This window comes from Polymorphospora sp. A560, assembly GCF_045781765.1.
In the GTDB taxonomy this organism is placed as follows: Bacteria; Actinomycetota; Actinomycetes; order Mycobacteriales; family Micromonosporaceae; genus Polymorphospora; species Polymorphospora lycopeni.
The window spans coordinates 1,604,732-1,627,576 of the sequence record NZ_CP122282.1 but is presented as its reverse complement, the minus strand read 5'-3'; the positions used below and the strand labels follow the sequence as shown (position 1 = coordinate 1,627,576).

Here is a 22,845-nt window from a genome sequence, read left to right as displayed (position 1 = left end):
GGTGCCCGGCGGGCCGGTCGCCCGGTCGGACGCGCCGCTGGCCCGGCGCAACCCGGTCGCCAAGCTCGCCGCCGCACTGGTCTTCTCGGTGCCGCTGATCGCGACCCTCGACCCGGTCGCCCCGGCCGTCGCCATCGCCGTCGAACTGGCCGTGCTGCCGCTCTTCGGCGTCCGCTACGGCCTGCTGCTGCGCCGGGCCTGGCCGTTGCTGGTCGGCGCGCTGGGCATCACGGCGACGCTGACGGTCTTCGCCGCCGAGCGCACCGGCACCCTGCTCTTCGCGGCCGGGCCGGTGGTGATCACCACCGGTGTCCTCGCCACCGCGCTCGGCCTGTCCCTGCGGATGGTCGCCGTCGCGCTGCCCGGCGTGTTCGTCTTCGCCACCACCGACCCGACCGACCTCGCCGACGCCCTGGTGCAGAACGCGAAGGCGCCGGCCCGGTTCGCGATCGGCGCGCTGGCCGCGTTCCGGCTGATGCCGCTGCTGGCGCAGGAGTGGCAGATGCTGTCGATGGCCCGTCGCGCGCGCGGCGTCGACGCCGGCCGCAACCCGGTGGCCCGGCTGCGGCTGTTCGCGTCGACGGCGTTCGCGCTGCTGGTCGGCGCGATCCGGCGGGGCACCCGGCTGGCGACCGCGATGGACGCCCGGGGCTTCGACTCGACGACCCCGCGTACGACCGCCCGCCGCCAGCGGTTCACGGCGGCCGACGCCGCCCTCGTGACCGGCGCGGCGACGCTGGCCGCCGCCGCGCTGGCGACCAGCCTCCTGCTCGGTACGTTCCGCCCCGTGATCTCCTGATCCCCCGTGATCAGGGAGTGCGTCCCGCGCGTACGGGCTCCCTGATCGCGGGGATCTCGGGGCGTCAGCGGGTGGTGGTGGCGTCCTGGACCTCGCCGACCAGCACCTCGATGATGTCCTCCAGGAAGAGCACACCCGTCGTACGTCCCTCGTCGTCGAGGACCCGGGCGATGTGCGCCCCACCCCGCCGCATCGTGGCCAGGGCGTCCTCGAGTTCGCTGTCCCGGCGTACGGCGGCGAGCTTGCGCACCCGCTTGCCCGGGACGGCGGCGGTGTAGGCGTCCCCGGTCAGGTCCATGACGTCCTTCAGGTGCAGGTATCCGCTCGGCTGCCCGTTGTCGGTGAGCAGGTAGCGGGAGTAGCCGCGCGCGGCCACCGCCTGCTGGAGCTGGGCCGGGGTCACGGCCGCCGGGAGCATGACCAGGTCACCGAGGGGCACCTCGACGTCCCCGACGGTCTTCGTGGTGAACTCGAACGCCGCGGTGAGCGTTCCCGAGCCGTCGACGAGCACCCCCTCGCGGGTGGACTGCGCCACGATGGTCGCCACCTCGTCGAGGGTGTAGGTGCTGGTCGCCTCGTCCTTCGGGGTCACCTTGAACAGCCGCAGGATGCCGTTGGCGACCCAGTTCAGGCTCCAGATGATCGGCTTGAACACCCGGGCCACGAAGACCAGCGGCGGAGCCAGGATCAGCGCCGCCCGGGTCGGTACGGAGAACGAGATGTTCTTCGGCACCATCTCGCCGAACACCACGTGCAGGAACGTCACGAGCACCAGCGCGACGACGAACGCGAGCACGGTCACCGCGCTGGGCGACAGCGGGGTGTTGGCGAGCGGGATCTCCAGCAGGTGGTGGATCGCCGGTTCGGAGACGTTCAGGATGAGCAGGGAGCAGACGGTGATGCCGAGCTGGCTGGTGGCCAGCATCAGCGTGGCGTGCTCCATCGCCCAGAGCGTCGTCTGGGCGGCCCGGCTGCCGGAGGCGACCTTCGGTTCGATCTGGGAGCGCCGCGCGGAGATGACCGCGAACTCGGCGCCGACGAAGAAGGCGTTGACGACCAGCAGGACGAAGAGCCAGATGATGCCTGGCAGGTATTCGCTCATCGGGCCTTCGCCTCCGTGCGGTCGCCGGCCGTCCGGTCGAGGCCGGAGGCGCTGGAGCCGTCCGCGGGCACGAACCGCAGCCGGTCGACCTGTACGCCGTTGAGGTGTTCGACCCGCAGGAGGCCGCCCTCGATGGCGACCTCGTCGCCGATCTCGGGGAACCGGTCCAGGCGGGCGGTGACGAACCCGGCGACGGTGTCGTAGTCGTCGTCCTCGGGAACGGCGATCTTGGCCCGTTCGAGCAGTTCGTCGGGGCGCAGCGAGGCGTCGAACAGGATCGTCCGCCCCCGGCGTACGACCATGGTGCGGGCCCGGTCGTGCTCGTCCTCCAGGTCGCCCACGATCTCCTCGACCAGGTCTTCGAGGGTGACGATGCCGGCGGTGCCGCCGTGCTCGTCGTAGACGACCGCGAACTGCAGCCCCTGACCGCGCAGCGCGGTCAGCAGCGTGTCGAGGCCCATCGTCTCGGGAACCTGGAGCGGTTCGACCATGATGTCGGCCGCTCGCACGTTGGAACGCTCCTCCAGCGGGATGGCGAAGGCGTGCTTGACGTGCAGCACGCCGATGATGTCGTCGACGTCCCGGCCGATGACCGGGAACCGGGACAGGCCGGTGGAGGTGGCCTGCTCGATGATGTCGGTGGCGGTAGCCGTGGCGTCGACCGCCGTCATGCGTACCCGGGGGGTCATGACGTCGGAGGCGTCGCGGTCGGAGAACCGCAGGGTACGGTCCAGCAGCGTCGCGTGTTCCGGGTCGAGCACGCCGGCCCGCGCCGAGTGGCGCAGCAGCGCGCTCAGCTCCTCGGCGCTGCGGGCACCGGAGAGTTCTTCCTTCGGCTCGATGCCGAAGCCGCGGATCACCGCGTTGGCGGTGTTGTTGAACAGCAGGATCAGCGGCTTGAAGACGGTGGTGAACAGGGCCTGGAAGGGCACCACGAACTTCGCGGTGGCAAGCGGTACGGCGAGGGCGAAGTTCTTCGGCATCAGCTCGCCGATGATCATCGAGAAGAGCGTCGCCAGCAGGATTCCGGCGACGGCGCCGACGCCGGGGACCACCGCCTCCGGCACGCCGGCCGCGGTCAGCGGCCCGGCGAGCAGCCGGCTGACCGCCGGCTCGAAGGTGTAACCGGTGAGCAGGGTGGTCAGCGAGATTCCGAGCTGCGCGCTCGACAGGTGCGTCGAGGTGATCTTCAGGGCGGCGATCGTCGGACCGAGCCGCTTCTCACCCCGGGACTGGCGTGCTTCGAGTTCCCCGCGGTCGAGGTTTACCAGCGCGAACTCGGACGCCACGAACATACCGGTCCCGATGGTGAGGATCAGCCCGATCCCCAGCAGGACCCACTCATTCATCGGTCAGCCCCTCCCGTTCGGTGGCCGCCGTGTGGGCGACCGGGACGACGAGGGGCCACGGACTGTGATAAGGAAGATCATCCATAAGGTTGCCGATGCTAGCAGGCGAGGCTGGGACCGAGCTGGGAATCCCAGACTCTCCCGCCGTACGGTCTGAGCTGCGAAAACGGTGACGATCCGGGCGATCGGCGAGCATGTTCCCCGACACGCGTGGGCTAGTCCCCGATCACCCGGATCCTGAAACCTCTAACTGCGGCGGAAGGCGTACCGGCGGGCCGACACCGCGCCCCGGCCACGGCCCCCGGCGAACGGGTTCCCGTTCCGCGGCGGCGGGCCGGACCTCGGCCCGACCGGCCGCGCGGCCGGCTGGTCCGCCTCCACCGGTTCGGCGGCGGAGGCGGCGGCCTCGACGGTGGCGGCGAGTTCCGCCGCCCCGATCCGGTCCCGGTCGACGGGAACGGCGAACGCCTCACCGGCCACCGGCCGGTCGTCGGGCGGCAGGGGAAGCCGGCCGTCCACCGCGTTCAGCGCGTCGAGAGCCGGCAGGTCGGGCGGTGCCGCGACGACCGCCGCACCCGCGGGCCGGGCACGACGGTGGGAACCGGACTTCCTGGTGGATCGCTTGGCAGCCATACGGTGCCTCCTTTGACTGGGATCACCGCGACAGCGGTGCGAGCGAAGAGGGAGGCCCGGACATCCTGCGACAGGAGGGCTGCGCGAGAAGATGGACGCCCGAGCGGCCGGACCGTGGCGGTGGTGGCCGCCGGCCGGCGCGGTCTCGAAGAGGGCGTCAGATGCGCATGAGCGCGACGATACCCGCCCCCGGCCCGGGCCGCACCGCCTTTTCCCGCCGGCCTTCTCACAAGACCGGGAACGGCGTACGGGCGTACCGGCGGACCGGCCCGGATGGCACGATCGGCCACATGCATCCGCGACCACCCCGGCTGATCATGTGGGACATCGACCGCACCCTGATCCACGCGGGCCGGATCGCCGTCCAGGCGTACGCCACGGCGTTCACCGCCGTCACCGGCCTCGCCTGGCGGGAGGCGACGGTCTTCGCCGGCCGTACGGACCGGGCGGTGACCGCCGAGATCCTCACCGGGTACGGGGTGGCCGACACCGCCGAACTGCGGGCGACGTTCTTCGCCCGGTACGCCGAGGAGTTCGCCGCCCGCCGGCACCTGATCGCCGCCTCGGGGCGGGTGCTGCCCGGGGTACCCGAGGTGCTCGCCGCGCTCGCCGACCGGCCGCACGTGACGCAGACGCTGGTCACCGGAAACATCCCGGCGGTGGCCCTGGCCAAGGTCGCCGCGTTCGGGCTGGACGGCCCGTTCGACGTGACGGTCGGCGGCTACGGCATGGACGACCCGGTACGCGCCGAACTGGTCGCCCGCAGCCGCCGGCTGGCCGAGGCGAAGTACGGCCCCTTCGCGCCGTCGGACATCGTCGTCGTCGGTGACACGGTGCACGACGTCGAGGCGGCGCTGGCGGTCGGGGTGACCGCGATCGGGGTGGCGACCGGCGACACCGGCACCGACGAGCTGGCGGCGGCCGGCGCGCACCTGGTCTTCGCCGATCTCGGCGACGTCGACGCGGTGGTGGCCCGACTGGCCGGCGACCTCCCGCCCGCGTCACCGCCGTCACCCCGTCGGCCCGCACCATCCGGCAGCGCCGAACCGGCCGGGACCGCCTAGCCGGCTGCCGGCTAGGCGGTGCTGCCCGGCGCGACCGGGTTGGGCAGCGCGCCGCCGAACCGGCGGTCCCGCCGGGCGTACAGCTCGCAGGCGTACCAGAAGTGGCGCCGGTCGAAATCGGGCCAGAGCGTGTCGAGGAAGACCAGTTCGGCGTACGCCGACTGCCAGAGCATGAAGTTCGACGTCCGCTGCTCGCCGGACGGCCGCAGGAAGAGGTCGACCTCGGGAATCTCGGGGTGGTAGAGGTAGCGGGCCACCGTCTTCTCGGTGACCTTCGCCGGGTCGAGCCGGCCGTCGGCCACGTCCCGGGCGATGGCGGCGGCCGCGTCGGCGATCTCGGCCTGCCCGCCGTAGTTGACGCAGAACTGCAGCGTCAGCGTCGAGTTGTGCCGCGACATCTCCTCGGCGGTGCGCAGCTCGGAGATCACGCTCTTCCACAGCCGCCCGGCCCGCCCCGACCAGACCACCCGGACGCCGAGGTCGACGAGCTGGTCGCGGCGGCGGCGGATCACGTCGCGGTTGAAGCCCATCAGGAAGCGCACCTCGTCGGGTGAGCGCCGCCAGTTCTCGGTCGAGAACGCGTACGCCGACAGGTAGGGGATGCCCAACTCGATGGCGCCCTCGACGGTGTCGAACAGCGAGTACTCGCCCTGCTCGTGGCCCTTGGTGCGGGGCAGGCCGCGTTCCTTGGCCCAGCGGCCGTTGCCGTCCATGACGACCGCGACGTGCCGGGGCAGCGCCTCCTTCGGCAGCACCGGCGGCCGGGCACCGGAGACGTGCGGGGTGGGTGCCTTGGCCGGCCCCTGGCGACTGGACGTCCTAACCATCACTCCCCGCTTCCGACGGTGGCCGCGTGAGCCGCGCCCGCCCGACCCCTGAGTCCCGATCAACCAGCGGCAGCGAGCGTAACCCGCGCTCCAGATGCCACTGCAGGTGCGCCGCGACCAGGCCGCTGCACTCCCGCCGTACGGCGGTCTCGGTGGCGTCGGCGACCCGCCAGTCGCCGGTGGCCAGGGCCGACATCAGGTCGAAGGTGGCCGGCGCCGGATGCGCCGAGCCGGGCGGCCGGCAGTCCGGGCAGACCGCACCCCCGGCCGGTACGGAGAACGCCCGGTGCTGCCCGGGGGTGCCGCAGACCGCGCAGGCGCGCAGGGCCGGCGCCCAGCCGGCGAGTGCCATGCCGCGCAGCAGGTAGGCGTCGAGGACGAGGGTGCTGTCGTGCGTACCGTCGGCGAGCGCCCGTACCGCCCCGAGGGTGAGCAGGAAGAGTCGCAGCGCGGGCTCGCGCTCGACCGGGGTGAGCCGTTCGGCGGTCTCGGCGATGGCGCTGGCCGTGGTGTAGCGCGGGTAGTCGGCGAGGAACCGCTTCCCGAACAGGTCGATCCCCTCGACCTGGCTGATGGTGTGCAGCCCGCTGCCCTGGCCGTCGGGGTTGCCGGCGAGTTGCAGGTCGACGTGGCCGAACGGCTCCAGCCGGGCGCCGAAGCGGGACGTGGTGCGGCGTACGCCCCGGGCGACCGCGCGCAGCCGGCCGTGCCGGCGGGTCAGCAGGGTGATGATGCGGTCGGACTCGCCGAGTTTCTGCACGCGCAGCACCACCGCGTCGTCGCGGTAGAGCTGTCTGCGGTAGCCGGCCACCCGCCCATTGTCGCCGCCGGCCGGTGGGCCGGCCGCCGCCGGGGTGCCGGGTCGCCCGTGGCGACTTCGCGACACCCGGACGCGGCGGAGGGGGGACCGGACGACGCCGGTGGATCTCTTCCCCTACCGTGCAGGCATGCGTCTCTCCCGCAACGTAGTGGCTGTCGCCGGCGCGGTGGCCCTCTTCGCCATCGCCGGCTGTGGAAGCGTGTCGGAGCGCCGGCTCGACTTCACCAACACCGAGGAGGTACGGGTCACCGAGATCGTCGTGGTGTCCGGCTCCGGCAACGTGACCGTACGCACCTCCGCGCGCTCCGACGTGGAGATCGACCGGACGGTGCAGTACCGGGGCAGCGAACCCGACCGGACCTACCGGATCGAGGGCACCACCCTGCGGATCGAGACCGGCTGCGGGCAGTGGTGCAGCGCCTCGTACGAGATCGACGCGCCGGAAGGGGTGTCCGTGCGGGGCGAGAACGGCTCGGGCAACGTCGACCTGACCGGGGTGGCCGAGGTCGACCTCAAGGTGGGGTCGGGGTCGATCACCGTCACCGGGGCGACCGGTTCGGTCAAGGTCGAGACCGGCTCCGGCGACATCAAGGTGAGCGACCCCGGCGCGGCGTTCACCGCGAAGGCCGGTTCCGGCTCGGTCACCGGCACCGGGCTGGGCGCCGGTCCGGTGTCGGTCGAGGGCAACTCCGGCGACGTCGCGCTGACCCTGGTCCAGCAGGTCGGCGTACGCGCGCATGCCCAGAGCGCGAACGTGACGGTGACCACCCCGGCCGGCTCGTACCGGGTGACCACCGACACCGGCTCGGGCAAGGCCACCATCGAGGTCGTCAACGACCCGCAGGCCGCCACCCACTTCGACCTGAAGACCGGCAGCGGCGACATCACCGTCAAGCCGGCCTGACCCTCGGCGGGGGCGGCCGTGCCGGGCACGGTCACCCCCGCCCTTCTCACCGGCGGGTCGCGATGGATTCGGTGACGCCACGCGTGGTGGCCCCCGCGACGACGTCGGCGACCGGGCCGACGTCCGCCGCCGGTCGCGGCTCGGCGGGTGGGCGCCCGTCCGGCAGCAGCACCGGCCGGCGCCGGGCGGCGATGTCCTCCACCCAGCCGAAGAGCGCCACGGCGACCGCCGTCAGGGCGGCGACCAGGGCGATGCGGAACGCCACTCCCCCGGCCCCGCCGCCGGAGCGCAGGATCTGCCAGCCGGTGACGGCGGCGACCCCGTTGAGGCCGATGATCACCGGCAGGTGCCACAGGTAGATGGTCAGCGCCCGGCGGTTGAGCACGGTCACCGCCCGGCTCACCGGCGTGAACCGGTCGACCCAGGCCGCCGCGGCGGGCGCCAGGCCGAGCACCACGAGGATGACCCCGGCCGAGACGAGCCCGTTGGCGAGCCGGATGTCGTTGAGGTCGATGCCGCGCGGCCCCGGGTGCGTCAGGGCCCAGACCAGACCGGTCGAGACGAGTACGGTCGACAGCCCGACGAGCAGCCGGCGGGACAGTCGGCGCAGCAGGCCGTCGTGGTGGGCGAACCCGAGCAGCCACGCCCCGAAGTAGAGCCCGAAGTCCCGCAGCACCAGGTTGTCCGGCGGCAGCAGCCCGAACGTGTCGACGACGAGCAGGACGTACGGCGCGAGCAGGGTGGGCAGCGGGAAGCGGCGGAAGAGCCGCAGCGCCAGCGGCGAGACGATGACGAACCAGAGCAGGTCGCGCAGGTACCAGACGGCGCTGAGCGCCTGGGCTCCCCATCCGTTGCTCGGCGGGTCGGACAGCGGCGCGGCCCACAGGATCAGCCGCCAGTCGACCGCCAGCCCGGTCAGCAGCATCGCCGGCACGAAGAGGGCGGCGAGCAGCCACAGGGACGGCAGCAGCCGGCGCAGCCGGCGGCCGACGGCGGCCGTACCCGAGCGGTCGAGCGAGGCGGCCATCAGCGAGCCGGCGAGCGCGAACATCACCGACATCGCGGGAAAGACCACGGTGAGGAACGCCCACCCCGTGCTGTGGTAGACGACGACGCGGACGATGGCCAGGAAACGCAGGAAGTCGAGGTACCGGTTTCGCATCAGCTCGAATCTCGGCGTGGGCGGCGGGGCGGTGGGCTACCTACCCACCCCGGAACCCATCCAACCCTACCGATGCACGTTGAGCCCGGTTTGACCGGGTCCGCCCGGTCAGCGTGGCTTGCCGAGCGGCAGCGTGCAGAAGGTGCCGCCGAGCAGGCCGACGGTCGGCGCGTGCGCGTCGTCCATCGGCGTCATACCGGCGGTGTGCGCCTCCGCGTCGTCGACCGGGTCGTATCCGATCTCGGCGCCCTCGGCGAGCGACCACCAGCGGTCCCGGTTGCGGCTGACCCCCCACAGCACCCGGAAGCCGGTGGCGTCGGTGGTCAGGCAGGCGTCGACGAGCCGGGCGCAGTCGTCGGGCGACAGCCACGCGTCGCGGTTCCAGGCCGCCGGCGTCGCGGTGCAGGCGCCGATCCGCAGCGCGAATACGGTCATCCCGAACCGGTCGGCGTAGAGGCTGCCCAGCGACTCGGCGGCCGCCTTGCTCCAGCCGTAGTAGCTGTCCGGGCGCGGCACCGACCCCGACGGGACGCCGTCCGGCCCGGCCGGAGCCGGCACCCCGGACGGCTCGGGCACGGCGGTAGAACCCCGCGGCGTGGATCGACGAGGCCAGCACGACCCGCGGCACCCCGGCGACCCGGGCGGCCTCCAGCAGGGTACGGGTCCCGTCGACGTTGACCCGCAGGATGTTCTCCCAGGTGTCCTCGCCGCGCAGCGCGGCGAGATGTACGACCGCGTCGACCCCGGCGCACGCGGCGGCGACCGCGCCTGCGTCGGTCAGGTCGGCGCGCAGCACCTCGACCGGCTCACCGGGGGCCGGCGGGGTCTGCGGACCGACGTCGAGCAGGCGCAGTGCCCGATCCGGGCGGGGCAGCCGCTCGCGCAGGTAGTTGCCGATCCGGCCGCCCGCGCCGGTGACGAGGATCCGCCGCACCAGCCTCAGAACCCCAGCCGGCGCAACTGCTTCGGGTCGCGCTGCCAGTCCTTGGCGACCCGGACGTGCAGGTCGAGGTAGACCCGGCGGTCGAGCAGCGCCTCGATCTCGGCCCGCGCCCGGGTGCCGACGTCCTTGAGCCGGCTGGCCCGGGCCCCGATCACGATCGCCTTCTGGCTGGGCCGCTCGACGTAGACGTCGGCGTAGATCTTGAGGACCGGGCCCTCTTCGATCATCTCCTCGACGACGACGGCGATCGAGTGCGGCAGTTCGTCGCGTACGCCCTCCAGCGCGGCCTCGCGGACCAGCTCCGCGATCAGCACCTGCTCCGGCTCGTCGGTGAGCATGTCGTCGGGATAGAGCTGCGGCGACGGCGGCAGGTAGTTGGTCATCACGTCGACCAGCGTGTCGACCTGGTGGCCGGAGACGGCGCTGACCGGCACCACCTCGGCGAAGTCGCCCATCTCGCTGACCGCGACCAGCTGCTCGGCGAGCCGCTTGCGGTCGACCAGGTCGGTCTTGGTGACCACGGCGATCACGGTCGCCTTGAGCTCGGCGATCTCGCCGGTGATGAACCGGTCGCCCCGGCCCACCGGCTCGTCGGCCGGCACGCAGAGGCCGATCACGTCGACCTCGCTCCAGGTCTGCCGGACCAGGTCGTTGAGCCGCTCGCCGAGCAGGGTGCGCGGCCGGTGCAGGCCGGGGGTGTCGACGAGGACGAGCTGCGCGTCGGGCCGGTGCAGCACGCCCCGGATGACGTGCCGGGTGGTCTGCGGCTTGCTGGAGGTGATGGCGATCTTCTGGCCGATGATCGCGTTCGTCAGGGTGGACTTGCCGGCGTTGGGGCGCCCGACGAAGCAGGCGAACCCGGCCCGGTAGGTGTCCTCGGGACGCCGGCCCCGGATCTCGCCGGACCGGCCCCGGCCGGCCTGGCCGCCCCGGTCGGCGGGCCGGGCCGGACCGCTGGTACGACCGCTCACTCGACCACCGTGCCGAGCAGTGTGCCGTCCGGTGCGGCGACGTGGATCGGGGCGTCGGTGGCCAGGTCACGCACTGCCGCGTGCCCGGAACCGTCCAGGGTGGAGGCCTCGGTCACCACGGCGGCGGCCTCCAGCCGGCTGGCGCCGGCCGAGGCGGCGGACGCGACGGCCAGTTGGAGAGCGGTCAGCGTCAGCGAGGGCAGCGAGACGTTGGTGGCCGCGTACGTCCGGCCGTCCTGGTCGCGTACCGCGGCGCCTTCGAGCCCGCCGGTCCGGGCCCGCGCGCTACGGGCGAGGGTGACCAGCTTGGCGTCCTCGGCGCCCAGCTCGACGGCGCCGCTCTGACCGCCGGGAATGGCGGCGGCGGTGGGTGACTCAGGCATCTGCGGGTTGCCTCTCCTGGGGTGTGTCGTGGGATCCACGCGACTTCGGGGTCGCGCCGCCCTCGGCGGGTCGCGATTCGGCCTCGTCGGGCGAGACGAGCAGCGTCTCGATGCGGTTGCGGCGGCCGGTGGTGCCCTCGGCGACCAGCACCAGCCCGCCGATCCGCGCCCGCGCTCCGGGGATCGGCACCCGGCCGAGCGCCTGGGCGAGCAGGCCACCGACCGTCTCGACCTCGTCGGCGGGCAGGTCGACGCCGAACAGCTCCCCGAGGTCCTCGACCGGCAGCCGGGCGGTGACCCGTACGGAGCCGCCGTCCAGGCGCTCGACCGGCGGGCGTTCGACGTCGTACTCGTCGGTGATCTCGCCGACGATCTCCTCGAGGATGTCCTCGATGGTGACCAGGCCGCCGGTGCCGCCGTACTCGTCCACGACGATCACCAGGTGGTTACGGGCCGCCTGCATCTCCGAGAGCAGGTCGTCGACCGGCTTCGACTCGGGCACGAAGGTCGCCGGACGCATCAGCTCGGCGACCGGCACCTGCTGGCTGCGCGGGTCGCCGCCACCCTGGGCCCGCACCACGTCCTTGAGGTAGAGCAGGCCGAGCACGTCGTCGACGCTCTCGCCGATCACCGGGATCCGGGAGAAGCCGGAGCGCAGGAACAGCATCAGCGCCTGGCGGGAGGTCTTGGTCGACTCGATCCAGACCATCTCGGTGCGGGGCACCATGACCTCGCGGGCGATGGTGTCGCCGAGCGCGATCACCGACCGGATCATCTGCCGTTCGCCGTGCTCGACGACGCCGCGCTGCTCCGCCAGGTCGAGCAGTTCACGCAGCTCGACCTGGGTGGCGAACGGGCCGTCACGGAAGCCGCGGCCCGGGGTGACGGCGTTGCCGATGACGATCAGCAGCGACGCGAGCGGGTTGAGTGCCCGGCCGAGCCAGCGCACCAGCGGGGCGGTGGCCCGACCGACGGCGTACGCGTGCTGGCGGCCCAGGGTGCGCGGTCCGACCCCGACGACGACGAAGCTCACCACGGTCATCGCGCCGGCGGTGACCAGCGCGGCGGTCCAGCCTGCACCGAACGTGTCGACGGCGACCAGGGCGACCAGGGTGGTCGCGGTCAGCTCGCACAGCAGCCGCAGCAGCAGCAACAGGTTGAGGTGCCGTACGACGCCGGTGGCGACGACGTGCAGCGTCTGCGCGCCGCGTACCCCCTCCCGGGCCAGCTCGGCCGCCCGGGCCGGCGAGATCGCGGCCAGCGCGGCCTCGGTCATCGCGAACAGCCCGGCCAGGACGACCAGCCCCGCGGCGAAGACCAGCAGTTGCAGGTCGGGGAGGTTGGCCGCGGAGCCGGTGGCGGCTAGGAGGGGCGGCATCACTGGGCCCGGGTCGCCCGCCAGCTCGACAGGAGGCGGGCCTGCAACTCGAACATCTCCCGCTCCTCCTCCGGCTCGGCGTGGTCGTAGCCGAGCAGGTGCAGGACGCCGTGCACGGTGAGCAGGTGCAGCTCGTCGGCGGCGGAGTGGCCGGCGGTGACGGCCTGCTTCGCCGCCACCTCCGGGCAGAGCACGATGTCGCCGAGCAGCGCCGGCTCACCGCCGGCGACCTCGCCCGGGCCGTGGTCGACGCTGCCCTCGTCCATGGGGAACGCGAGCACGTCGGTGGGTCCGTCGCCGTCCATCCAACGGTGGTTGAGCTCGGTCATGTAGTCGATGTCGACGAGCAGGACCGAGAGTTCGGCGAGCGGGTTGACCCCCATCTCCTCGAGGGCGTGGCGGGCGACGGCGAGCACGGCGTCGGTGTCGACCCCGACACCGGACTCGTTGGCTATTTCGATGGACACTGTTTCCCCTGGTTGACGGCTAGCGGCGCCGGCCGGCGCGCGCGGCGCGGCCGGGTACGGCGTGGACACCCTGGCCCTGCTGCTGGGCCTCGCGGTCGGCGTCGTAGCGGGCGTACGCGTCGACGATGTCGCTGACCAGCCGGTGCCGCACCACGTCGCCGCTGCTGAGCTGGGCGAAGTGCACGTCATCGACGCCCTGGAGGATGTCCCGCACGACCCGCAGGCCGCTGGTCGTGCCGCCGGGCAGGTCGACCTGGGTGATGTCGCCGGTGACGACGATCTTCGAGCCGAACCCGAGCCGGGTGAGGAACATCTTCATCTGCTCGGGCGTGGTGTTCTGCGCCTCGTCGAGGATGATGAACGCGTCGTTGAGGGTGCGGCCGCGCATGTAGGCCAGCGGGGCGACCTCGATCGTGCCCGCCGCCATCAGCTTCGGGATCGAGTCGGGGTCGAGCATGTCGTGCAGCGCGTCGTAGAGCGGACGCAGGTAGGGGTCGATCTTCTCGAAGAGGGTGCCGGGCAGGAAGCCCAGCCGCTCACCGGCCTCGACCGCCGGCCGGGTCAGGATGATCCGGTTGACCTGCTTGGCCTGCAACGCCTGGACCGCCTTGGCCATCGCCAGGTAGGTCTTGCCGGTGCCGGCGGGCCCGATGCCGAAGACGATGGTGTGCCCGTCGATCGAGTCGACGTAGCGCTTCTGGCCGAGCGTCTTGGGGCGGATGGTGCGCCCGCGCCGGGAGAGGATGTTGAGCGTGAGGACGTCGGCGGGACGCTCCTCACCACCCTGCTCGAGCATGCCCACGGTGCGGCGGACGGCGTCGGTGGTCAGTGTCTCGCCCTTCTGGATCAGCTCGAGCAGCTCGGCGAAGAGCCGCTCGGCGACCGCGTTGTCCGCGACGGCGCCGGTGATGGTGATCTCGTTGCCGCGCACGTGGACGTCGCTCGCGACGGACCGTTCGATGAGGCGCAGGATCTCGTCACCTGCACCCAGCAGGTTGACCATAATCTGCGAGTCAGGAACCGTGATCCTGGTCTGCACCCGGGCCGGCCCGGGAGATGGGGTGCCGGACATAGGTCGGGCCGCGGGCCCTGCGCCACCTGCTCTCGGTCTCGGCGCCGCGCGGGCGGCGCACTGTCGTTCCTCACGCCGCATGGGCGGCGCACTGGTTCTTACCGCACCGCACCTGCGGTGTTTACGAACCGTCCTGCCATCGTATCGGTTCCGCGGCGGGATGACCCGGGCCATTTTCGCCCGTACCGCCGACCCGCCGGTGGTGGTGGGCGGTCACCCACCAGCACCGGACGAAACAGTACGAAACACTCAGAGCTCGTACGTCGTGACCCCGTCGAACGTCTCCTGCGTCCGGGTGAACCGGTAGGTCGCCCAGTGCATCCGGACCACCCGCCCGGCCCCGTCCCGGGTCAGCCGCAACAGCTCACCGGTCTCCCGCCCGGACACCGTACGCAGCACGTCCGGCCGGTCCGGCAGCGGCGCGAACACCGCCGGCGGCGCACCGGCCGGCGCGTCGGCGGCCCGGGCCCGCAGCGCGCCGTCGCGCCAGAAGAACACGAACGGGAACCCCTCGCCCCACCAGGGCCCCAGCACCGACCGGTAGGCCGGTGGCGGCGCCTCCCCCGGCACCCAGGCGGTCACCTCGGCGGGGTCGTCCTCGACCGCCGCGGCCAGCAGCCGGTGCGACAGTTCGTTGATCTCGTCGGCGGTGCCCGAGGAAGCGAGCACCGCGCAGCCCATCGCCTTCGGCGTCGCGCCGCCGCCCCGCCGCCCGTAGACCGACGACAGGAAGCCGGGCATCGCCCCGTCGTGCCCGACGTGCACGATCCGCTCGCCGGGCACCGGCTCCGCCGGCCGCTGCGGAAGCAGGATCAGCCCGAGCCCGAAGCCGGCCTGCCAGGACGCCTCGTCGGTGGTGGTCAGCGGCCAGCGCATCTCGTCGAGGGTGGCCGGGGCCAGCACCGCACCGGACGGGTCGACCACGGCCGGGTCGGCGAGGAACGCCGCCCAGCGGGCCATGTCCGTCGCGGTGCTCCACAACTGCGCGGCCGGGCCGAGCGCGCCGAGGTCGAGGCGCGGTTCCGGTCGGGCGTGGTCGGAATAGGCGTCGACCAGGAACCCGGTCGCCGCCCCCGGGCCGGGATACACCGTGGTCGACGACAGCTCCAGCGGCCGCAGCACCCGGTCGGCGAGCACCTCGGCCCAGGTGCCGCCACGCAGCCGGGCGACGGCGTGCCCGAGCAGCGCCAGGCCGAGGTTGGAGTAGTGGAAACGGCGGGCCGGGGGCAGCGCCCGGTCGATCCGCGCCAGGTCGGCCAGCAGCTCGGGTACGTCGGGCGAGCGCAGCGTGTCCCAGATGTCGCCGTACGGCTCGCGTTGCAGGCCGGCGGTGTGCGAAAGCAGCCGGCGTACGGTCGCCGTGCCGTGCGCGGGCACGTCGAGGTGCCGGCCGATCGGGTCGTCGAGGTCGAGCAGCCCGTCGTCGCGGCACTGCATGACCAGGACCGCCGTCAGCGTCTTGGTGACCGAGCCGATCCGGAAGACGGTGTCCGGGCCGAGCGGGTTCTCGTTGCCCGTGCCGCCGACCGTGCAGGTCCACAACGGACGGTCGGCACGGTGCAGCGCCACCGAGAGCGCCGGCACCCGCGCCTGCGCCTGGGTACGCCGGACCAGCCGTTCCAGCCGCTGGTTCACGCCCGCCACCGCGCGCCTACCGGGCCACCATCGGGCCCAGCGGTGTGCCGCCGAGCAGGTGCGCGTGAACGTGGAAGACCTCCTGGCCGCCGTACCCGCCGGTGTTGAAGATGGTGCGGAACCCGCCGGTGAGCAGGCCCTCGGTCTCGGCCACGACGGCGGCCGTGGCCAGCACCTCGGCGGCGAGGGTGGGGTCGCCCTCGGCGAGGGCGACCACGTCGCTGTAGTGCTCCTTGGGGATCACCAGCACGTGTACCGGCGCCTGCGGGTTGATGTCGCGGAAGGCGAGGGTGTGTTCGGTCTCGCGGACGACGGTGGCGGGGATGTCGCCGGCGACGATGCGGCAGAAGAGGCAGTCGTTGTTCACGTTCCGCATGGTAGGCGCGCCGGGCCGCCCCCGCCGCCGCGGCACGGCGTACGGCATGATGCTCGGCATGACGGGACGGGCGGTGCTGGTCACCGGGGCTTCCAGGGGCATCGGACGGGCGGTCGCGACGCTGTTCGCGCAGCACGGCGACCGGGTCGCCGTGCACCACCGCGATTCCGCGGACCTCGCCGGGGAACTGGTCGCGTCGCTGCCCGGCGCCGGCCACATCGTCGTACGCGCCGACCTGGCCGACCCCGAGCAGGTGCGCGCCGCCGTCGACGGCGCGGCGGAACAGCTCGGCGGGCTCGACGTGCTGGTCAACAACGCCGGTGTCTACACCCCACACGGCATCTTCGACACCAGCTACGAGCAGTGGCAGCACGAGTGGCGGCGGACCCTGGACACCAACCTGGTCGGCGCCGCCAACGCGATCTGGTGCGCGGCCCGGCACATGCGCGAACGCGGCGGGCGGATCGTCAACGTCTCCTCGCGCGGGGCGTTCCGCGGCGAGCCGGGGCAGCCGGCGTACGGCGCCAGCAAGGCGGGGCTGAACGCGCTCGGCCAGTCGCTCGCGGTGGCCCTCGCCCCGTACGGCATCGCGGTGGCCACGGTGGCGCCCGGGTTCGTGGCGACCGACATGACCAACGAGCACCTGAAGCCGCCGCGCGGCGACGAGATCCGCGCGCAGAGCCCGTTCGGCCGGGTGGCCCGGCCGGAGGAGATCGCCGAGGCGGTGTTCTGGCTGGCCTCCCCGGGCGCGGAGTGGGCGTCGGGCACGATCGTCGACCTCAACGGCGCGTCCTACCTACGCAGCTGAGCCGGTGACGACACACCGGCGTTATGAGTCAGCCGGGATGAACCAACACATTGCTTAACGTCAATATGTATTCGTAGGCTCCCGGTTACCTGATCCGCGGGGTGCCGCCGGCACACCGCCACCATGGCCGGGAGGACTTCCATGGTTCGTTGGCACAGACTCGTCGGCGCCGTCGCCGCCGCCCTGACCGCGTTCACCTTCGCCGGCGCGGTCCCCGCCTCCGCCGCACCGGCCACCGCCGGTGACGTCACCCCGCTCGTCGTCGGCGGCACCCGCGCCGCCCAGGGCGAGTTCCCCTTCATGGTGCGGCTGTCGATGGGCTGCGGCGGGTCGCTCTACACCCCGCAGATCGTCCTGACCGCCGCCCACTGTGTCGGACGGACCGGGGCCAACACCAGCATCACCGCCACCCTCGGCGTCGTCGACCTCCAGTCGACCAGCCGGATCACCCGGCGGTCGTCGTACGTCTACCGGGCCCCCAACTACAACGGCGTCGGCAAGGACTGGGCGCTGATCAAGCTGCAGAGCCCGGTCACCGGCCTGGCGACGCTGCCGATCGCGACCACCACCGCCTACAACAACGGCACCTTCACCGTCGCCGGCTGGGGCGCGCCCTACGAGGGTGGCCCGCAGCAGCGCTACCTGCTGAAGGCCCAGGTGCCGTTCGTGCCGGACAGCACCTGCCGGACGTCGTACCCGAGCATGGTCGTGGCCGAGGAGATCTGCGCCGGCTACACCGGCGGCGGCATCGACACCTGCCAGGGCGACTCCGGCGGCCCGATGTTCCGCCCGGACGCGGCCGGCGCCTGGATCCAGGTCGGCATCGTCAGCTACGGCCGGGGCTGCGCCCGCCCGAACTACCCCGGCGTCTACACCGAGGTCAGCACCTTCGCGGCGCAGATCGCCTCGGCGGCGGCCAGCCTATAGCCGGTCGACCCCCGCAGCCGACGACCGGCCGCGTCGCCGCCCACCGGCGCCGCCCCGCCCGCCAACGCGGACGGGGCGGCGCTGCGCGTGGACACCGGACCGCCGACCCTCCGACGGGGACGGCCACGCCCGGTCCACACCGGCCTCCGGGCCCGACGGATCGTCGACCGGCGATGCCCGGCACCGCCGGCCCCTTGAACGATCCGCATAAACTCGGGCGGCACCACGTACCGGCCGCCCGGACACCGTGCCCGACGAACCTCCGGACCGGCCGCCCGCCATCTGGAGGTCCCCCCATGACCTACCCCGCCGCCGGCGGCAACCGCCGGCTTCCCCTGATCGTCGCCGTCGTCGTCGGTCTGGTCGCGGTCGTCGGCACCTACCTGGTGTTACGCCCCGACGGGACGGAGGGCTCCGGCAGCGACCGGGCGGCCCGCGGGGACTGCGTCCCGATCGAGGTCAACGCGTCGCTGGAGAAGGGCGACCTGATGGCCGAGCTGGCCGACAGCTACAACCGGGCCGGCCGCACCTTCGACGGGCGGTGCGCCGTGGTCAGCGTCCACAAGACCACGTCGGGCGCGGCGATGGACGCGATCGCGAGCGGCTGGGTCCCGGAGCGCGACGGCGCCCCGGTCCCCCAGGTCTGGAGCCCGAGTTCGTCGCTCTGGCTCGACCTGCTCGAACAGCGTGGCGCGGCCACCGACAACCCGGTACGCATCGAGGGCGACCGGCCACCGGTGGCACAGAGCCCGGTGGTGCTGGCGATGCCGAAGCCGATGGCCGAGGCGCTCGGCTGGCCCAACGCGAAGATCGGCTGGTCCGACGTGCTCGCCCTGTCCTCCGACCCCGACGGATGGGGTTCCCGGGGGCGCCCCGAGTGGGGCCGGTTCGCCTTCGGCAAGGACAACCCGCACCTGTCCACCTCCGGCCTGGCCGCCACCGTCACCACCTACTACGCCGCCACCGGGCGGTCGAGCGACCTGGTCGCCGCCGACATCACCGACCCGAAGGTGATGGACTTCGTCCGCAGCGTCGAGAGCGGCGTGCTGCACTACGCCGACGAGTCGATGAAGTTCCTCGCCAACCTCGCCGAGGTCGACGCGCAGGGGCGGGCGATGTCGTACGTCAGCGCCGTGGTGCTCCAGGAGCAGCTGGTCCACCTCTACAACGAGGGCAACCCGCTGGGTGACCGGGCACTGTTCGGCAAGGGGCGCAAGCCGCAGGTGCCGCTGGTCGCGGTGCACCCCGCCGACGGCATGCTGATGCTCGACCACCCGTACGTGACGCTGCCGTCGGCCAGCGACGACCAGCGGGCGGCGGCCGCCGACTTCCTGTCGTACCTGCAGCACGAGAATCAGCAGCGCCGCTTCGTCGAGCTGGGCTTCCGCGACAAGGACGGCCACCTCGACGAGGCCCGGGCCCGGTCGGTGGGCGCGCCCGCCGGCACCGCCCCGTCGACGATCAGCTCCCCCGGGCCGGAGATCCTGGCGAAGATCCTCGACGGCTGGGACACCCTGCGCAAGAAGGCCCAGGTCATGCTGGTCCTCGACGTCTCCGGTTCGATGGAGGAGCACACCGGTTCCGGCAAGACCAAGATGGAGGCGGCCAAGCAGGCCGCGATCCAGGCGCTGGACCTGCTGCACCCGGAGGACGAGGTGGCCCTCTGGACGTTCTCGACACCGGCCCGCGGCGCGACGAAGCCCTACACCGAACGGGTGCCGTTGTCCCGCATCGGCGACAGCAAGGCGAAGCTGACCTCCGCGATCGGCGCGCTGCGCCCGGAGGGCGGCACCGGGCTCTACAGCACCATCCGGGACGCGCACGACCACATGCTGGAACGCTTCAGCACCGACCGGATCAACGCGGTGGTGGTGCTCACCGACGGCCGCAACGAATACCCGCGCGACAACGACCTCGACCAGTTGCTGCGCGACCTCGACGCGACCGGCCGGGAACAGTCGGTACGGATCTTCTCGATCGCGTTCGGCGACAAGTCCGACCTCGGGGTGCTGGAGAAGATCTCGAAGGCGTCCCGCGCGGCCGCGTACGACGCCCGTGATCCGGACACCATCGACAAGGTGTTCATCTCGGTGCTGAGCAACTTCTGATGCTCCGGCCCCGTCGGGTCCGGCGGCCGCGGCGGTGCCGTCGCGGCCGCCCGGCCGCCGGGCACCGACTGGCGCCCCGTGGCACGGATGGGGCGGCCCGCCAATGGGTATCCGTAGCCCATGGGTGACGAGACGGGCGAACTGCTCGACGTGCTGGCCGACTACCGGGTCGAGGAGGACCACGACGACGACCCGGTCCTGCTCCGGGCCGACGGGCGGCCGGTCGACACCTGGCGCGAGGACTACCCGTACGACCACCGGCTCGGCCGGGAGGAGTACGACCAGGCGAAACGCCGGCTCCAGATCGAACTGCTCAAACTCCAGGAGTGGATCAAGGAGTCGGGCGAGCGACTGGTGATCCTCTTCGAGGGGCGGGACGCGGCCGGCAAGGGCGGCACGATCAAACGCTTCATGGAACACCTCAACCCCCGCGGGGCACAGGTCGTCGCGCTCAACAAGCCGAACGAGCGGGAAAGCAGCCAGTGGTACCTGCAACGCTGGATCCGGCACCTGCCGGCGGCCGGCGAGATCGTGCTGTTCGACCGCTCCTGGTACAACCGGGCCGGCGTCGAGCGGGTGATGGGCTTCTGCACCCGCCGCGAATACCTGGAGTTCCTGCGGCAGGCGCCCGAGTTCGAGCGGATGCTCGTACGCTCCGGCCTCCGGCTGGTCAAGTTCTGGTTCTCGGTGTCGCAGAACGAGCAGCGGACCCGGTTCGCGATCCGGCAGGTCGACCCGGTCCGCCAGTGGAAGCTGTCGCCGATGGACCTCGCCTCGCTGGACAGGTGGGACGACTACACCGAGGCGAAGGAGGCGATGTTCTTCTGGACCGACACCGCCGACGCGCCGTGGACCGTGGTCAAGAGCAACGACAAGAAACGCGCCCGGCTCGAGGCGATGCGGCACGTGCTGGCCCGGTTCGACTACACCGACAAGGACCCCGACGCCCGGGTTCCGCAGTTTGTAGTTCAACGATCATCGGAATCTGGATGTGGAGCAGCGAAGATTGACGTGCGTCGAACAAGAGGCGTGTGTCTACGCCCTCTTGCCAGGATCTGATCTTGGCTACTGGGGGTCGAAGGCGGTGACCCGGGCCGGCGGCTGGACGGAAAGTGCCTGGTAGATGGCCTTGTGTTCGGGTCTCAGCGGGGTGGTCTGCACGACGGTGCCGGCGGGCCCGGCGAGGGTGACCTGGCTGATTCGTCCGAGTTGCCGGTTGATGTTTCGCCAGGTCTGGCCGGTGGCGCGTTCGGCGACGCGGATCAGCAGCAGGGCCAGCCAGCAGATGAGGACGTGGGCGCGGATGCGGTGCTCGAGGCGGTGGAACACCGGCCGCAGCAGCAGTTGCGACTTCAGGTCGCGGAACCCGCGCTCGGCCTCGAGGAGGTTCTTGTAGCCCAGCGCGACGTCCTCGGCGCTGATGTGCGGGTCGGAGGTGGCGATGAGGTACTTGCCATCGAGGCGTTCCTCGGCCTTGACCTTGGCCTTGTTGACCTTCAGTCGTCCGTTGGGCTGCTGGACGAGCCACCGGCCCAGGGTCGGGTGGTCGCGCAGGGCGCACTCGGCGCGGGCGTGCGCCGCCTCGTTCTTCTTACGGGCCTTGTCTGCGACGGGTCGTCTGGCGTCGCGTTCGCGCTGGTCACGGATGCGTTCGAGTTCGGCTTCGACGCGGGCGATCGCGTCGTCGCGGTGCTGCTTGTCACGCATCGCCTGGTCGGGGTTGTGGCAGATGACGAACCGCACGTCGGATCCGTCGATGCGTACTTCCTTGACGCGCAGGTTGTCCTTGACCTGCTGGTAGCGGCCCTGGCGGGCCAGGACCCGCTCGACGAGGGGGTTGCCGTCACGCATGCGCATCCCGGCGATGTAGTGCCCGCCGGCGCGGCGCAGGTAGGCCAGGTTGTCCGCGCTGGAGAACCCGCGGTCGACCACGGTGATCACGCGTCCGAGCTTCCAGTCGCGCATGTCGTCGCGAACCTCGGCCAGCACGGCCTGGTCATTGCTGTTGCCGGGCCAGCACCAGCACCGCACCGGGATGCCTTCCTTGGTCACGGCCAGGCCGATGACGATCTGCGGCAGATCCGAGCGGTGGTCCTTGGAGTGCCCGAACCGGCGAAACGCATCGTCGCCGTCGTCTTCGGTGTCGCGTTCGAAGTAGGTGCTGGTGGTGTCGAAGAACAACAGGTCGACTTCAAGGTTGAACAGGTTGGCCACGGCGAAGAACACCGCCTCCTGCACCCGGCCGCAGGTATCGGCGTCGATGAGCAGGTCCATCGCCCGGTACGCGTGGTCGTCGTCCATACCGGTCAGGCCCGGGATGACCGTGTCCTGCCCGGCCCACTCGGCGGCCGACAGCTTGCTCATCGGCGCCACAGCTCGGTTGGCGACCAGCGCGAACAGCACCCGTTCCATGTTCGTGGTGAACCTACGCGCGTCCGCAGCCGCCCGCACCGCCGCGCCGACGTCGAGGCGCCGCCACAACCCGTCGAGCAGCCATGTCGACCCGATCGACCGTGCGTCGACGACGTCGAGAGGTCCCGCTCCGGCCGCCAGGCCCGCTTCCGCACCCGCGCCGTCTTCGCCGAAGTGCTTGTCGATCGACGCGGCGAGCCGGCGCAGCCCTTCGACGTCGACCCGGTCGACGCGGCCCAGATTCATAAGCACATCAGGCTTGATCTTGCCGTCCACGCGCCGGTTGTGTGCCAACGCGACGTAGCGCACCACGCTGCCGTCGGCGTTGGTCCGCGAGGTGAACCGCAGATACATGACTACGAAGAAACCACATCACCACTGGCAGAACAAGATGTGAATCTCAGGTCGTGTTACTACACTTTCGGATCCGCCGGCCCAGTCCGAGGCATCTGCGAGCCCGTGACCAGCATCGACCCCGACCCGATCATGCTTGTGTTCCTACGAACTGCGGAACTCGGGCGACGCGGTCGGCACCCCCGACCCCCTGATCGTCGGCCCGGCCGGGCTCGACCTACGCCCCGACGACCAGCCGGTGCACGTGTTTCCCCGGCTCTGACCCCGGCATCTTTCCCCGGCTCTGATCCCGGCACCGCCGGCCACGGGAGCGCCGGGCGCCGCGGCCGTCACCACCGCGCGAAAGGCCGG

The 22,845-nt window shown here is 72.1% G+C and carries 23 protein-coding genes and 1 pseudogene; 8 read left to right on the top strand and 16 right to left on the bottom strand.

The window, feature by feature from the left end:
• The first annotated feature begins 1 nt into the window (after position 1).
• Positions 2-799, top strand: a complete 798-nt coding sequence (locus QCD66_RS07505) for an energy-coupling factor transporter transmembrane component T family protein (RefSeq protein WP_375734337.1) — start codon at positions 2-4, stop codon at positions 797-799.
• Positions 800-863: 64 nt separating this feature from the next.
• Here QCD66_RS07505 and QCD66_RS07500 read toward each other — a convergent pair whose 3' ends face one another.
• The 3 genes from QCD66_RS07500 to QCD66_RS07490 form a co-directional block, all read right to left on the bottom strand.
• Positions 864-1,901 (bottom strand): hemolysin family protein, encoded by a 1,038-nt coding sequence (locus tag QCD66_RS07500; RefSeq protein WP_364209031.1) that lies wholly within the window; start codon positions 1,899-1,901, stop codon positions 864-866.
• On the bottom strand, positions 1,898-3,250 hold the full coding sequence (locus QCD66_RS07495; protein ID WP_375734326.1) for a hemolysin family protein: 1,353 nt from the start codon (positions 3,248-3,250) through the stop codon (positions 1,898-1,900). The genes QCD66_RS07500 and QCD66_RS07495 overlap by 4 nt, the downstream gene beginning before the upstream one ends.
• Before the next feature lie 246 nt (positions 3,251-3,496).
• Entirely contained in the window at positions 3,497-3,883 is a 387-nt protein-coding gene (locus tag QCD66_RS07490; RefSeq protein WP_375734327.1) for a hypothetical protein, read from the bottom strand.
• Between the two features lie 290 nt (positions 3,884-4,173).
• Between QCD66_RS07490 and QCD66_RS07485 the strand changes: the two genes are divergently transcribed.
• Positions 4,174-4,947 carry an HAD family hydrolase gene (locus QCD66_RS07485; RefSeq protein ID WP_375734328.1) on the top strand — a complete coding sequence of 258 codons (774 nt, stop codon included), beginning with the start codon at positions 4,174-4,176 and terminating at the stop codon, positions 4,945-4,947.
• A gap of 11 nt (positions 4,948-4,958) precedes the next feature.
• Here the strand turns inward: QCD66_RS07485 and QCD66_RS07480 are convergent, their stop codons facing one another.
• Both QCD66_RS07480 and recO read right to left on the bottom strand, forming a co-directional pair.
• Complete coding sequence (locus QCD66_RS07480; protein ID WP_375734329.1) at positions 4,959-5,774, bottom strand: isoprenyl transferase; 816 nt, start codon at positions 5,772-5,774, stop codon at positions 4,959-4,961.
• Positions 5,767-6,585: a DNA repair protein RecO gene (recO, locus tag QCD66_RS07475; RefSeq protein WP_364209016.1), complete on the bottom strand. Its 819-nt coding sequence runs from the start codon at positions 6,583-6,585 to the stop codon at positions 5,767-5,769. Before recO ends, QCD66_RS07480 begins: the two co-directional genes overlap by 8 nt.
• Positions 6,586-6,721: 136 nt before the next feature.
• Between recO and QCD66_RS07470 the strand changes: the two genes are divergently transcribed.
• Complete coding sequence (locus tag QCD66_RS07470; RefSeq protein ID WP_357542710.1) at positions 6,722-7,498, top strand: DUF4097 family beta strand repeat-containing protein; 777 nt, start codon at positions 6,722-6,724, stop codon at positions 7,496-7,498.
• Between the two features lie 46 nt (positions 7,499-7,544).
• Here QCD66_RS07470 and QCD66_RS07465 read toward each other — a convergent pair whose 3' ends face one another.
• The 10 genes and pseudogenes from QCD66_RS07465 to QCD66_RS07420 form a co-directional block, all read right to left on the bottom strand.
• Positions 7,545-8,660, bottom strand: a complete 1,116-nt coding sequence (locus QCD66_RS07465) for an acyltransferase (RefSeq protein ID WP_375734330.1) — start codon at positions 8,658-8,660, stop codon at positions 7,545-7,547.
• A gap of 108 nt (positions 8,661-8,768) precedes the next feature.
• Entirely contained in the window at positions 8,769-9,236 is a 468-nt protein-coding gene (locus QCD66_RS07460) for a hypothetical protein (protein ID WP_375734339.1), read from the bottom strand.
• Between the two features lie 52 nt (positions 9,237-9,288).
• Positions 9,289-9,594: pseudogene (locus tag QCD66_RS07455) on the bottom strand (NAD-dependent epimerase/dehydratase family protein); the annotation flags it as partial.
• 5 nt (positions 9,595-9,599) lie between these two features.
• The gene (gene era, locus QCD66_RS07450) at positions 9,600-10,499 is read right to left on the bottom strand and encodes a GTPase Era (RefSeq protein WP_364209892.1); all 900 of its coding nucleotides are present in this window, start codon (positions 10,497-10,499) and stop codon (positions 9,600-9,602) included.
• Positions 10,500-10,570: 71 nt separating this feature from the next.
• Positions 10,571-10,957, bottom strand: coding sequence for a cytidine deaminase (locus tag QCD66_RS07445; protein WP_364209006.1), 387 nt, complete (start codon positions 10,955-10,957; stop codon positions 10,571-10,573).
• Positions 10,950-12,359, bottom strand: a complete 1,410-nt coding sequence (locus QCD66_RS07440) for a hemolysin family protein (RefSeq protein WP_375734338.1) — start codon at positions 12,357-12,359, stop codon at positions 10,950-10,952. Before QCD66_RS07440 ends, QCD66_RS07445 begins: the two co-directional genes overlap by 8 nt.
• On the bottom strand, positions 12,335-12,802 hold the full coding sequence (gene ybeY / locus QCD66_RS07435; protein ID WP_357542702.1) for an rRNA maturation RNase YbeY: 468 nt from the start codon (positions 12,800-12,802) through the stop codon (positions 12,335-12,337). Before ybeY ends, QCD66_RS07440 begins: the two co-directional genes overlap by 25 nt.
• A 19-nt stretch (positions 12,803-12,821) precedes the next feature.
• On the bottom strand, positions 12,822-13,874 hold the full coding sequence (locus tag QCD66_RS07430; protein WP_364209003.1) for a PhoH family protein: 1,053 nt from the start codon (positions 13,872-13,874) through the stop codon (positions 12,822-12,824).
• Between the two features lie 249 nt (positions 13,875-14,123).
• The gene (locus QCD66_RS07425) at positions 14,124-15,518 is read right to left on the bottom strand and encodes a serine hydrolase domain-containing protein (protein ID WP_364209000.1); all 1,395 of its coding nucleotides are present in this window, start codon (positions 15,516-15,518) and stop codon (positions 14,124-14,126) included.
• 7 nt (positions 15,519-15,525) lie between these two features.
• Complete coding sequence (locus QCD66_RS07420) at positions 15,526-15,876, bottom strand: histidine triad nucleotide-binding protein (protein WP_357542696.1); 351 nt, start codon at positions 15,874-15,876, stop codon at positions 15,526-15,528.
• Positions 15,877-15,943: 67 nt separating this feature from the next.
• On the opposite strand from QCD66_RS07420, the gene QCD66_RS07415 reads away from it, so the two are divergent.
• The 4 genes from QCD66_RS07415 (at position 15,944) to ppk2 (ending at position 20,787) form a co-directional block, all read left to right on the top strand.
• The gene (locus QCD66_RS07415) at positions 15,944-16,693 is read left to right on the top strand and encodes an SDR family NAD(P)-dependent oxidoreductase (RefSeq protein ID WP_375734332.1); all 750 of its coding nucleotides are present in this window, start codon (positions 15,944-15,946) and stop codon (positions 16,691-16,693) included.
• Positions 16,694-16,834: 141 nt separating this feature from the next.
• The gene (locus tag QCD66_RS07410; protein ID WP_364208994.1) at positions 16,835-17,620 is read left to right on the top strand and encodes a serine protease; all 786 of its coding nucleotides are present in this window, start codon (positions 16,835-16,837) and stop codon (positions 17,618-17,620) included.
• 296 nt (positions 17,621-17,916) lie between these two features.
• Positions 17,917-19,728, top strand: coding sequence for a substrate-binding domain-containing protein (locus tag QCD66_RS07405; protein ID WP_375734333.1), 1,812 nt, complete (start codon positions 17,917-17,919; stop codon positions 19,726-19,728).
• Between the two features lie 120 nt (positions 19,729-19,848).
• Positions 19,849-20,787 (top strand): polyphosphate kinase 2, encoded by a 939-nt coding sequence (gene ppk2, locus QCD66_RS07400; protein ID WP_407567052.1) that lies wholly within the window; start codon positions 19,849-19,851, stop codon positions 20,785-20,787.
• A 6-nt stretch (positions 20,788-20,793) separates the two neighbouring features.
• On the opposite strand, the gene QCD66_RS07395 is transcribed toward ppk2, so the two are convergent.
• Positions 20,794-22,494: an IS1634 family transposase gene (locus QCD66_RS07395; RefSeq protein ID WP_407566753.1), complete on the bottom strand. Its 1,701-nt coding sequence runs from the start codon at positions 22,492-22,494 to the stop codon at positions 20,794-20,796.
• Between the two features lie 136 nt (positions 22,495-22,630).
• On the opposite strand from QCD66_RS07395, the gene QCD66_RS07390 reads away from it, so the two are divergent.
• Entirely contained in the window at positions 22,631-22,756 is a 126-nt protein-coding gene (locus QCD66_RS07390; RefSeq protein WP_375735619.1) for a hypothetical protein, read from the top strand.
• Positions 22,757-22,845: the final 89 nt, after the last annotated feature.

Excerpts from the sequence above, each read along its gene's own strand:
- QCD66_RS07415 (WP_375734332.1), top strand. The coding sequence starts at position 15,944 with ATGACGGGACGGGCGGTGCTGGTCACCGGGGCTTCCAGGGGCATCGGA.
- QCD66_RS07410 (WP_364208994.1), top strand. The coding sequence starts at position 16,835 with ATGGTTCGTTGGCACAGACTCGTCGGCGCCGTCGCCGCCGCCCTGACC.
- QCD66_RS07495 (WP_375734326.1), bottom strand. The coding sequence starts at position 3,250 with ATGAATGAGTGGGTCCTGCTGGGGATCGGGCTGATCCTCACCATCGGG.
- QCD66_RS07405 (WP_375734333.1), top strand. The coding sequence starts at position 17,917 with ATGACCTACCCCGCCGCCGGCGGCAACCGCCGGCTTCCCCTGATCGTC.
- QCD66_RS07490 (WP_375734327.1), bottom strand. The coding sequence starts at position 3,883 with ATGGCTGCCAAGCGATCCACCAGGAAGTCCGGTTCCCACCGTCGTGCC.
- ppk2 (WP_407567052.1), top strand. The coding sequence starts at position 19,849 with ATGGGTGACGAGACGGGCGAACTGCTCGACGTGCTGGCCGACTACCGG.
- QCD66_RS07485 (WP_375734328.1), top strand. The coding sequence starts at position 4,174 with ATGCATCCGCGACCACCCCGGCTGATCATGTGGGACATCGACCGCACC.
- QCD66_RS07500 (WP_364209031.1), bottom strand. The coding sequence starts at position 1,901 with ATGAGCGAATACCTGCCAGGCATCATCTGGCTCTTCGTCCTGCTGGTC.
- QCD66_RS07395 (WP_407566753.1), bottom strand. The coding sequence starts at position 22,494 with ATGTATCTGCGGTTCACCTCGCGGACCAACGCCGACGGCAGCGTGGTG.
- QCD66_RS07465 (WP_375734330.1), bottom strand. The coding sequence starts at position 8,660 with ATGCGAAACCGGTACCTCGACTTCCTGCGTTTCCTGGCCATCGTCCGC.
- QCD66_RS07430 (WP_364209003.1), bottom strand. The coding sequence starts at position 13,874 with ATGTCCGGCACCCCATCTCCCGGGCCGGCCCGGGTGCAGACCAGGATC.
- QCD66_RS07470 (WP_357542710.1), top strand. The coding sequence starts at position 6,722 with ATGCGTCTCTCCCGCAACGTAGTGGCTGTCGCCGGCGCGGTGGCCCTC.
- QCD66_RS07445 (WP_364209006.1), bottom strand. The coding sequence starts at position 10,957 with ATGCCTGAGTCACCCACCGCCGCCGCCATTCCCGGCGGTCAGAGCGGC.
- QCD66_RS07480 (WP_375734329.1), bottom strand. The coding sequence starts at position 5,774 with ATGGTTAGGACGTCCAGTCGCCAGGGGCCGGCCAAGGCACCCACCCCG.